At 73.7% G+C, this 10,318-nt stretch carries 12 protein-coding genes; 5 read left to right on the top strand and 7 right to left on the bottom strand.

The features are described 5' to 3' along the window. From RIF68_RS15200 to RIF68_RS15210, 3 genes are all read left to right on the top strand, one after another. Window positions 1-579 (top strand): ABC transporter ATP-binding protein (locus RIF68_RS15200; RefSeq protein WP_309051773.1); only part of this gene is annotated, 579 nt, incomplete at its 5' end. Then, a complete protein-coding gene (locus RIF68_RS15205) occupies window positions 566-1,468 on the top strand; it encodes an ABC transporter permease subunit (protein WP_309051774.1) in 903 nt (300 codons plus the stop codon). The genes RIF68_RS15200 and RIF68_RS15205, both read left to right, overlap by 14 nt. A gap of 8 nt (window positions 1,469-1,476) precedes the next feature. Further along, complete coding sequence (locus tag RIF68_RS15210) at window positions 1,477-2,217, top strand: sirohydrochlorin chelatase (RefSeq protein ID WP_309051775.1); 741 nt, start codon at window positions 1,477-1,479, stop codon at window positions 2,215-2,217. Here RIF68_RS15210 and RIF68_RS15215 read toward each other — a convergent pair. The 5 genes from RIF68_RS15215 to RIF68_RS15235 form a co-directional block, all read right to left on the bottom strand. Beyond that, window positions 2,210-2,848 carry a DsbA family protein gene (locus RIF68_RS15215; RefSeq protein WP_309051776.1) on the bottom strand — a complete coding sequence of 213 codons (639 nt, stop codon included), beginning with the start codon at window positions 2,846-2,848 and terminating at the stop codon, window positions 2,210-2,212. The two genes, RIF68_RS15210 and RIF68_RS15215, sit on opposite strands and share 8 nt — an antisense overlap. A 74-nt stretch (window positions 2,849-2,922) precedes the next feature. Further along, window positions 2,923-3,477 carry a DUF1697 domain-containing protein gene (locus RIF68_RS15220; RefSeq protein WP_309051777.1) on the bottom strand — a complete coding sequence of 185 codons (555 nt, stop codon included), beginning with the start codon at window positions 3,475-3,477 and terminating at the stop codon, window positions 2,923-2,925. A 172-nt stretch (window positions 3,478-3,649) separates the two neighbouring features. Next, window positions 3,650-4,951, bottom strand: coding sequence for a sugar ABC transporter substrate-binding protein (locus RIF68_RS15225; protein ID WP_309051778.1), 1,302 nt, complete (start codon window positions 4,949-4,951; stop codon window positions 3,650-3,652). Further along, complete coding sequence (locus RIF68_RS15230) at window positions 4,948-5,790, bottom strand: carbohydrate ABC transporter permease (RefSeq protein ID WP_309051779.1); 843 nt, start codon at window positions 5,788-5,790, stop codon at window positions 4,948-4,950. Before RIF68_RS15230 ends, RIF68_RS15225 begins: the two co-directional genes overlap by 4 nt. Then, on the bottom strand, window positions 5,787-6,731 hold the full coding sequence (locus RIF68_RS15235) for a sugar ABC transporter permease (RefSeq protein WP_309051784.1): 945 nt from the start codon (window positions 6,729-6,731) through the stop codon (window positions 5,787-5,789). The genes RIF68_RS15230 and RIF68_RS15235 overlap by 4 nt, the downstream gene beginning before the upstream one ends. A 140-nt stretch (window positions 6,732-6,871) precedes the next feature. Between RIF68_RS15235 and RIF68_RS15240 the strand changes: the two genes are divergently transcribed. Together RIF68_RS15240 and RIF68_RS15245 are read left to right on the top strand one after the other, a co-directional pair. Beyond that, window positions 6,872-7,729, top strand: a complete 858-nt coding sequence (locus RIF68_RS15240) for an aminoglycoside phosphotransferase family protein (protein ID WP_309051780.1) — start codon at window positions 6,872-6,874, stop codon at window positions 7,727-7,729. Between the two features lie 56 nt (window positions 7,730-7,785). Further along, window positions 7,786-8,616: an alpha/beta fold hydrolase gene (locus RIF68_RS15245; RefSeq protein ID WP_309051781.1), complete on the top strand. Its 831-nt coding sequence runs from the start codon at window positions 7,786-7,788 to the stop codon at window positions 8,614-8,616. Window positions 8,617-8,620: 4 nt separating this feature from the next. Here RIF68_RS15245 and RIF68_RS15250 read toward each other — a convergent pair whose 3' ends face one another. Both RIF68_RS15250 and RIF68_RS15255 read right to left on the bottom strand, forming a co-directional pair. Next, window positions 8,621-9,346, bottom strand: a complete 726-nt coding sequence (locus tag RIF68_RS15250; protein ID WP_309051782.1) for a 3'-5' exonuclease — start codon at window positions 9,344-9,346, stop codon at window positions 8,621-8,623. A gap of 66 nt (window positions 9,347-9,412) precedes the next feature. Beyond that, the coding region (locus RIF68_RS15255) for a DUF5919 domain-containing protein (RefSeq protein ID WP_309051783.1) at window positions 9,413-10,318 on the bottom strand (906 nt) is incomplete at its 5' end.

Below are 10,318 nucleotides of genomic sequence, written 5' to 3' on the forward strand. Positions count from 1 at the left end.
GACCGGCCGTCCGCGGGGTCCATCGAGACCCCCGGCGGGCGGCCGGCCCTGATGTTCCAGGAGCACGCCCTCTTCCCGTGGCTGACCGCGGGCAAGAACATCGAACTGGCCCTGCGGCTGCGCGGGGTGCCCAAGGCCGAGCGGCGCCCGGAGGCCGAGCGGCTGCTCGAACTGGTGCGGCTCTCCGGCTCGTACGGCAAGCGGGTCCACGAACTGTCCGGCGGCATGCGGCAGCGGGTGGCCCTGGCCCGCGCCCTCGCCCAGGCCAGTGACCTGCTCCTGATGGACGAGCCGTTCGCCGCGCTCGACGCCATCACCCGGGACGTCCTGCACGACGAGCTGACCCGCATCTGGCGGGAGACGAAGCTGTCGGTGCTGTTCGTGACCCACAACGTGCGCGAGGCCGTGCGGCTGGCCGAGCGTGTGGTGCTGCTGTCCTCGCGGCCGGGTCGGATCGCCCGGGAGTGGACCATCGACATCCCTCAGCCGCGCCGCATCGAGGACGCCGCCGTCGCCGAGCTGTCCCTCGAAATCACCGAACACCTGCGTGGGGAGATCCGCCGTCATGGCCAGCACTGAGACGACCGCGAAGACCGCGAAGTCCCCGAAGGCCGACGACCTCGCCGGGCTCGAGGCGGGCCTCGACGCGCTCGACAGCGTGCAGATCAGCCGGACCCCGGTGACCGAGGTCCTGACGAAGAAGGTCCTCCCGCCCGTCCTCGCCGTCGCCCTGGTCCTGGTCGTCTGGCAGGTGCTGGTGTGGGCCGAGGTCACCGACGCCTACAAGCTCCCCGCGCCGTCCGCCGTCTGGGACAGCCTGTCCAGGATGTGGCTGGAGGGGACCCTCCTCGACGTCCTGTGGACGAGCGTCTCCCGGGCCCTGCTCGGTTTCCTGCTCGCCCTCGCGATCGGCACCCCCCTCGGCCTGCTGGTCGCCCGGGTGCGGTTCGTGCGGGCCGCGATCGGTCCGATCCTCTCGGGCCTCCAGTCGCTGCCCTCGGTGGCCTGGGTGGCGCCGGCGGTCCTCTGGCTCGGTCTGAACGACAGCATGATGTACGCGGTGATCCTGCTCGGCGCCGTGCCGTCGATCGCCAACGGCCTGGTGTCGGGCGTGGACCAGGTCCCGCCGCTGTTCCTGCGGGCCGGGCGGACGCTCGGCGCCACCGGGCTCAGGGGCGCCTGGTTCATCGTGATGCCGGCCGCGCTGCCCGGTTACCTCGCGGGCCTCAAGCAGGGATGGGCGTTTTCCTGGCGGTCGCTGATGGCCGCCGAGATCATCGCCTCCTCCCCCGAGCTGGGCCTCGGTCTCGGCCAGCTCCTGGAGAACGGCCGCAACGACTTCGACATGCCGGGCATCTTCCTGGCGATCATCCTGATCCTCGTCGTCGGCATCGCCGTGGACCTGCTCGTCTTCAGCCCGCTGGAGCGCACGGTGCTGCGCCGCCGCGGTCTGCTGGCGAAGGGCTGACCCCCGCCGTGAACCGCCCTGTCCTCCTCGTCGTCGCCCACGGCAGCCGAGACCCGCGGCACGCGGCGACCGTCGACGCCCTGGTCCGCCGGGCCCGGGCGCTGCGGCCGGGGCTGCGCGTGGAGACGGCGTTCCTGGACTTCACCCTGCCGTCGGTGCCGGGGGTCCTGGAGCGGCTGGCCGCCGAGGGGGTCCGGGACGTGGTGGCGCTGCCGCTGCTGCTGACCCGGGCCTTCCACGCGAAGGCCGACATCCCGGCGGTCCTGCGGCAGGCCCCTCCCGCGCTGCGCGTCCGGCAGGCCGAGGTGCTCGGTCCCTCGCCGCTGCTGATCGCGGCGGTGGAGCGGCGGCTGTACGAGGCCGGGCTCACGCCCGGCGACAAGAGCGCGACCGGGGTCGTCCTGGCCTCGGCGGGCTCCACCGACCCGGAGGCGATCGCGGTGATCGCAGAAACGGCGCGGGAGCTGCGGCGCACCGGTTGGTGCTCCGTGCGGCCCGCGTTCGCCTCCGCATCCCTGCCCCGGACCGAGGACGCGGTACGGGCCCTGCGGGCCGAGGAGGGCGTCCGGCGGGTGGCCGTCGCCCCGTACGTGCTCGCTCCCGGCCGGCTCCCGGACCGGATCGCGGCGGGCGCGGGCGGGGCCGATGTCCTCGCGGACGTGCTCGGCCCCTCCCCCGAGGTGGTCCGGCTGCTCGTGGGGCGGTACGAGGAGGCGGCGGCCGGCCGGGCGCTGGTGGCGGTCAGCTGAAGTCGAGGCCGCCGGTGCGGGTCCGCTTGAGCTCGAAGAGGTCGGGGTGGCCGGCGAGGACGCGGAAGGCGTCGAAGAGGCCGGCCGCCCGCTCGCCGCGCGGGATCGCCCGCAGGACGGGGCCGAACCAGGCCGTGCCGTCGACGTGGATCGTGGGCGTGCCGACGTAGGCGCCGGTCGCCGGGTCGTGTCCGGCCTCGTGGCTGCGGCGGACCGCCTCGTCGTACGCGGGGTCGTGGGCGGCGTCGGCCAGTTCGGCGGCCAGCCCGACCTCGGCGAGGGCCTCCGCGACGACGGCGTCGTAGTCCTTGCGCCCGGCCTCGTGGATGCGGGTGCCGTAGGCGGTGTAGAGGGGGCGCAGAACCTTGTCGCCGTACTGTTCGGCGGCGGCGACGGCCACGCGGACGGGACCGAGGGAGGCGTCGACCAGGGCGCGGTAGTCCTCGGGGAGGTCGTTGCCCTCGTTGTGGAAGTAGAGGCTCATGACCCGGAAGCGGAGGTCGATGTCCCGGTGCCGCTCGACCTCCAGGATCCAGCGGGAGGTGATCCAGGCGAAGGGGCAGGCGGGGTCGAAGAAGAAGTCGACGGTGGGAGGGGACGCGGGGGTCCCGGCGGTCTCGGTGGTGGTCATACCGGCCACCCTATCCAGCCGGTGGCCGGGTCCAGGGGGCCAATCGGCGGCCTCGGACCTGGGCCATTCGACGGTCAGGCGCCGCCGGTCATCTCCGCGAGTTTCCTTACGGTGTTCCAGTTCCGGGCGGTCGTGACGAGACCCTTGAGGAGGGCGGGCCGCAGGACGGTGTCGGCGAGCCGGGAGGTGCCGAGCCCGCCGGGTGTGTACAGGTAGAGGACGCGGTCGCCGAGGGCGAAGGCCTCGGGCCGGAAGGCCTCCGGGTCGAGCGCGGCGAACCGTTCCTGGTCCAGGGGGCCGGAGGCGTAGACGGCGTGCAGCTGCTTGCCCTCCAGGCCGGCGGCGTCGAAGGGGCAGTTCTCGGCCACCGCGGCGAGGTAGGCGCCGTCGCGGACGAGGCAGTCGACGCGGAAGCCGAAGCGGGCCTCGATCGCCTCCTCCAGGGCGGCGGTGAGCGCGTCCTCGGTGGCGGGGGCGTCCGTGGTGAAGACGGCGTTCCCGCTCTGGAGGTGGGTGCGGACGTCCCGGTGCCCGAGCCCTTCGAGCAGGGCACGCAGCTCCGCCATCGGCACCTTGCGGTGCCCGCTCACGTTGATGCCGCGCAGCAGAGCCGCGTACGTGGTCGTCATGGCACCCCACCTTAGGGGGCCATCGCGCCTCGTGGGGGGCGGCACGATGGCCGGTTCGAACACTGTCCGATCGCGGGCCCCCGGAGAAGACCCTTCACCCATCTGTGACTTATTCAACAAGGTTTCGTAACGCGGAGGACGCCGGAGGCGGCGAATCCGGCCGGACCGGACCTCACCTCCGCTGGTAGCGCGCCAGCACCCGGTTCCCGTCCTCGACCAGACGCCTGCGGAGTTCGACCGTGTCGATGGCACCGCTGTAGAACTCCTGGAAGGCCGGGGTCGCGACCTTGTCCTTCCACTCCGGGTAGCCCCGCACGGACGGCGCGGGCGCCGGCCGCAGATGGGCGGCGAGGGCGGCTCCGGTGGCCCAGCCGTCCCGCTCCGTGCGGAGGGACGGGTCGGCGAGGGCGGCGGTGCCGGTGGGCAGCATCCAGTCGCCCCGGGCGAGGAGCACCATGTTGCGCGGCTGGAGCAGGAAGTCGAGGAAGGCGGCCGCCTCCTTCTTGTACGGGCTGTCCGCGGCGATCGACAGGGTCTGCGGGGAGACGCCCTGGGCCAGTCCGCCGCTGCCCGCGGGGGCGGGCAGCACCGTCCACTCGAAGCCCTCCGGGGCCTGCTGGACGATCTGCTGCCGGTAGGCGAAGCCGAGGGGCACCATGGCGTACCTGCCGGCGAAGAAGCCGGGGAGCGTGTCCGAGCCGCCGCTGCCGAGCGTCGTACGGGGTGCGCTGCCGTCCTCCACCACCTGGGCGCGGACCGTACCGGGGACCACGGCGTCGGCCTCGGTGAACCGGACGGTGACCCGCCCGTCCGGCTCCCGGTGGAACAGCCGGCCGCCGGCCGAGAGGCCGAGGTTGAGGCTGACGGAGACGGGCTCGCGCAGGGGCCAGGCCACCGCGTGGCGGCCGGGGCCCATGGCGCGGGTCAGCTCGCGGGCGACCTGCCGGAACTCGGCCCAGCTCCACGGCTTCCGCGGGGTCGGGACGCGGACGCCGGAGGCCTGGAGGATCTTCCGGTTGGCGATGAGGACGCGCGGCTCCTGGAGGAAGGGCACCCCGTACACGCCCTCCCCGAAGGTGGTGGTCTCCCAGCTCCGGGCGGGGATGTCGGCGCGCAGCCGCTCCGAGAGCAGCGGGCGGAGGTCGGCGAGGTGGCCGCCGTGGGCGAAGTCGGCCAGGTCGTCGGAGGCGTCGTGGATGATGTCGGGCGCCTCACCGCCCTCGAAGGAGGTGAGGAGCTGGTCGTGGACGGAGTCCCAGCTGCCCTGGACGTACTCGACCTGGATGTCCGGGTGGCGGGCGTTCCACTCCGCGACCAGCCGCTTGTTGGCGTCGACCGACTCCTTCTGCCAGGCGAGGGACTGGAAGCGGAGCCGGACGGTGCCGTCGGCGCGGCGTTCGCCGCCGGGGGCGCAGCCGGTCAGCAGGAGCGCGAGCGCGGTGAGGACGGCGGCGAGGAGGCGGGCGCGGCTCATGACTTCACCGCCCCGGCGAGGACGCCGCCGGTGATCCGCCGCTGGAGGAGGGCGAAGACGACGAGGGAGGGCAGGGTGGCGAGGAAGGCGGCGGCGGCCAGCGGGCCGAGGTCGGCGACGCCCTCGGCGCCGAGGAAGTGGGTGAGGACGACCGGGAGCGTCTGTTTCTCCGGGGTCTTGAGCAGGACGAGCGCGAAGAAGAACTCGTTCCAGGCGGTGACGAAGGCGAAGAGGGCGGTGGCGACGATCCCCGGGGCGAGCAGCGGCGCGGTGACGGAGACGAGGGTACGGAGCCGGCCGGCGCCGTCGACGGCGGCGGCCTCCTCCAGTTCGGCGGGGACGGCCCGGACGTACCCCATGAGCATCCAGAGCGCGAAGGGCAGCGACCAGACGACGTACACGAGGACGAGTCCGGCGAGGCTGTTGATCAGATGCAGCCGCTTGAGGACGAGGAAGAGCGGGATGATCACCAGGACGAAGGGGAAGGCCTGGCTGATCACGACCCAGCCGGTGGCCGCGGCGGCGAGCTTCCCGCGCCGCCGGGCGGTGACGTAGGCGAGGGGCGTGGCGACGGCCACGGCGATCAGGGCGGCGGCGAGCGCCGCGACGAGGCTGTTGCCGGCGGCCCGCAGCAGGGGCTGCTCGGCGAAGGCCTGACGGAAGTTGGCCAGGGTCGGTTCCCGCGGGATCCAGGTGGGGTGGAGCGAGGCCAGTTCGGGGGCGGGTTTGAAGGCGGTGGAGACCAGCCACAGGAACGGGAAGGCGAGGAAGGCCAGGTAGGCGAGGAGGGCGAGGTACTGGCCGAGCCGCGCGGGCCGGGTGGTGCGGAAGGCGCTCACCGGTCCTGGTCCCCTTTCAGCCGCCGGACGAGGGAGAGGGCGATGAGGACGGAGACGGCGGCGACCATCACGCAGCCCATCGCGGCGGCGTAGCCGAACTGGCCGTAGCGGAAGGCCTCCTCGTAGGCGAAGAGCATCGGGAGCCGGGTCCGGCCGCCCGGTCCGCCGCTGGTCAGCACGTAGACCAGGGCGAAGGAGTTGAAGTTCCAGATGAGGTTGAGGGCGGTGACGGCGAGCGCCACGGGCCGCAGGGCGGGCCAGGTGACGGTGCGGAAGCGGCGCCAGGCTCCGGCGCCGTCGAGGGCGGCGGCCTCGTGGAGTTCCCTCGGGGTGTTCTGGAGTCCGGCGAGGAGGGTGACGGTGGTCTGCGGCATGCCCGCCCAGACTCCGACGACGATCACGGCGGGCAGGGCGGTGGCGAGGCCCGAGAGCCAGTCATGGCCCCGGCCGAGGCCGAGGTCGCGGAGGGTCTCGTTGAGGATGCCGGCGTCCGGGTTGTAGACGAGCCGCCACATGATGCCGACGACGACCTCGGGCATCGCCCACGGCACGATCGCGAGGGCGCGGGCGAGCGGGCGGAAGCGCAGGTTCTGGTCGAGCAGGAGGGCGAGGCCGAGGGCCAGCAGGAACTGGGGCACGGTGACGCCGACGGCCCAGAACAGGCCGATGCGGAAGGACTCCCAGAAGAGGGTGTCGTGCAGGAGGTCCTGGAAGTTGAGGGTGCCGGTCCAGCGCGTGGGCACGGTGCGGCCGGACTGGGCGTCGGTGAAGGCGAGGGCGACGCCGTAGAGGAGCGGGCCGACGCTGAGGACGAGGATCGGCAGCAGGGCGGGCAGCACGAGGAACCAGGCGCCGGGGTCGGGGCCGCGGGGCCGTGCCGTACGCGCGGCGCGCGGGGTCCGCGTCCCGCCCGGCCGCTTCGTCGCGGTCACCGAGCTCACGATCCGACCCCCGTCCGCCGTCGCCGCCGCCCAGAACCCCGCCATGGTGCTGACGGTCCGTCGGCCCGTCAAGGCGGCGGGCGGGGTGAGCTGGGCGGATGGCAGACTTTGGCGTGAAAGCGTGCTGGAGGGAGAGGTCGATGGACGAGGCGCGGGCCCGGGAGGTGCTGGCCGCGGCGGGGCTGCCGGCCGCGGAGGCACGGCTGCTGGCCCTGGGTGAGAACGCGGTCTTCGCCGTGGGTGGCCTGGTGGCGAAGGTCGGCCGGGACGCGGAGCTGCTCGGGCGGGCGGAGCGGGAGCTGGCGCTCGCCTCGTGGCTGGCCTCCGCGGGCGTGCCGGCGGTCCGTCCGGCGGAGGAGAAGCCGCTGATGGCCGGGGGGCACCCGGTCACCCTCTGGCACCGGCTGCCGGAGGCGGTCCGGCCGGCCGAGCCGCGCGATCTGGCCCCGCTGCTGCGGGCGGTGCACGCGCTGCCGGAGCCGGAGGTGCCGGCGCTGCCGCGCCGGGAGCTGCTCGGCGGGGTGGAGCGGTGGCTGCGGCTCGCGGGGGACGCGATCGACCCGGCGGACGCGGCGTTCCTGCGGGAGCGCCGGGACTCCTTCGCCCCGGCGGCGGCCGCGCTGGTCCCGCGTCTGACGCCGGGTCCGATCCACGGCGACGCCCTGCCGCGGAACGTGCACGTGGGCCCGGACGGTCCGGTCCTGGTGGATCTGGAGACCTTCTCCTCGGACCTGCGCGAGCACGATCTGGTGGTCCTGGCGCTGTCCCGGGACCGGTACGGCCTGGACCCGGCCGCGTACGACGCCTTCACCGAGGCGTACGGCTGGGATGTGCGGGAGTGGGAGGGCTGTGCGGTGCTGCGCGGGGCGCGGGAGACCGCGAGCTGCGCCTGGGTGGCGCAGCACGCGCCGTCGAACCCGAAGGCGCTGGCCGAGTTCGAGCGGCGGGTGGCCTCGCTGCGCAGCGGTGACGCCGAGGTCCGCTGGTACCCCTTCTGACATCATGATCCCGGGTGAACCGAACCGATCGTGGGGAACGGGGTCTTGTGATGCGGATGGAACTCTCGGACGTCACGCTGGACGTGGAGGTGCGCGGTGAGGGTCCTGCCGTGCTGCTCGTGCACGGTTTCCCGGACAGCCACGCCCTCTGGCGCCACCAGGTGCCGGCGCTGACGGCGGCGGGGTTCATGACGATCGCCCCGACCCTGCGCGGCTTCGGCGACTCGGACCGGCCCGAGGGCGGCCCGGAGGCGTACCACCCGGCGAAGCACGTCGGCGACCTGCTCGAGCTCCTGGCCCGGATGGGCCTGGACCGGGTGCACCTGGTGGGCCACGACTGGGGCTCGGGCATCGTCCAGGGCATGACGCAGGCCGCGCCGGAGAAGGTGCGGAGTCTGAGCCTGCTGTCGGTGGGTCACATGGCGGCGATCCGTGACGCGGGCTGGGAGCAGCGGCAGCGCTCCTGGTACATGCTGCTGTTCCAACTGGCCGGGCTGTCCGAGGAGTGGCTCTCCCGGGAGGACTTCGCGCGGCTGCGGGAGATGCTGGGCGAGCACCCGGACGCGGAGGCGGTGCTGGAGCCGCTGCGGGCGCCGGGCGCCCTGACGGCCGCGCTGAACATCTACCGGGCGGGCATGCCGCCGGAGGCGCAGTTCGGTCCGGACCGTCCGCTGCCCCCGCTGCCGGCGCCGGTTCCGGTGCTGGGCATCTGGTCCAGCGGCGACCGTTTCCTCACCGAGCGGCAGATGACGGACACCGGCGAGCACGTGTCCGGCGACTGGCGGTACGAGCGCGTGGAGGGTGCGGGGCACTGGCTCCAGCTCGAACAGCCGGAGCGGATCAACACGCTGCTGCTCGACTTCCTCGGGCAGCACGCGGAGGGCTGAGCTCTCAGCCCACCACGGCCGTGGCTCCGCGCAGCGGCCACACCGGGTCGACGACGGCGTCCGTCTCGCCCTTGCGGCGCAGGAAGGCCTGGAAGTCCTCGGCCCAGGCGCGGTACCAGTCGATCTGGCGGGCGTGGAGCTCGGCCGGGTCCAGGGCGGCGACCTCGGCGTGCCGGCCGGCTATCGCGACGGCGACCCGGACGGCCGCGAGGGCGTCGGCGGCGGCGTCGTGGGCGGATTCGAGCACCACGCCGTACTCGCCGCAGACCGCTTCCAGGGTCCGCTTGCCGCGCCGGTAGCGGTCGACGGCCCGGTCGATGGTGTACGGGTCGACGACGGGTCCGATGCCGGCGCCGCCGAGCCGCTCGCTCAGGGACGGCAGCGCGTGGCGGTTCAGTTCGGCGGCGAGCAGGGTGAGGTCGAAGGAGGCGTTGTACGCCACGACCGGCACGCCCTTCTCCCAGTAGGCGGTGAGGGTGCGCGCGAGTTCGTCGGCGACCTCCCGCACGGGCCGGCCCTCGGCGGCGGCGCGCTCGGTGCTGATGCCGTGGATGGCGGAGGCCTGCGCCGGGATGCGGATGCCCGGGTCGGCGAGCCAGTCCCGCCGGTGCGTGATCCGGCCGCCGCCGTCGACCTCGACGACCGAGGCCGTGACGATCCGGGCCTCCAGCGGGTCGGTGCCGGTCGTCTCCAGGTCGAAGCCGACCAGCGTCTCGCCGTGCCAAGCCATCGGGTCCTCCTTACGTGATCTCCCCCGTGGTGCTGACCACCCTCGCACGCGCCACTGACAACGGGTTCAGGAGACCGGCCGGGAGTCGAGCCACACCGCCTCGAACTCCTCCCGGTACGTCTGGAAAAGTCCGTGTTCGCCGTGCGGGTCGCGCTGCCCCTGGCGCACCAGGTTCCGGCCGCCGCCCCGGAGCACGAGCACCGGCGCCTCCATGCCGCGGGCCCGGCGCAGGTAGGACTGGACGACGCCGACGCCGTCCGGGCCGTCGCCGTCCACGAGGTAGGCGGTGAAGCGGGGCGTCTCGTCGAAGACGTGGATCTGGAAGGCGCCCGGGTCGCGGAGCTTGGAGCGGACCCGGCGCATGTGGAGGATGTTCATCTCGACCGAGCGGCTGAGCTCGCCCTTCTTGAGGCCGAGTTCCCGCTCGCGCCGCTTGACGGCGCTGCTCGCCGGGTTGAGGAAGAGGAGCCTTGTGCGGCAGCCGGACTCGGCGAGCCGGACCATGCGGCGCCCGGAGAAGTTCTGCACGAGCAGGTTCAGGCCTATGCCGGTGGCGTCGAGGCGGCGGGCGCCGCCGAAGAGGTCCTCGGCGGGCAGCTGCCGCTGGAGCCGGACCCGGTCGGGGTGGACGGAGACCACGTCGGCGTACCGGTCGCCGACGAGGTCCTCGACGGCGTCCACCGGCAGCCGGTCGGCGGACGGCACGCCCGCCCCGCTGCCGAGGATCTCCAGGAGGCGGGCGGAGGCCCGCTCGGACTGGGCGAGGACGGTCAGCGACAGGGCCCGGTTGCGGGAGACGACGTTGCGCGTGACCTCCAGCTCGTCCAGGGCCAGTTCGACCTCGCGCCGGTCGTCGAAGTAGGGCTCGAAGCAGGGCCAGTGCTGCACCATCAGCTCGCGCAGCTGCGGCAGCGTGAGGAAGCTGAGCACGTTGTCGTCGGCCGGGTCGAGCAGATAGCCCTTGCGGCGCGA

This window comes from Streptomyces sp., assembly GCF_031178505.1.
GTDB classification, from domain to species: Bacteria; Actinomycetota; Actinomycetes; order Streptomycetales; family Streptomycetaceae; genus Streptomyces; species Streptomyces gulbargensis.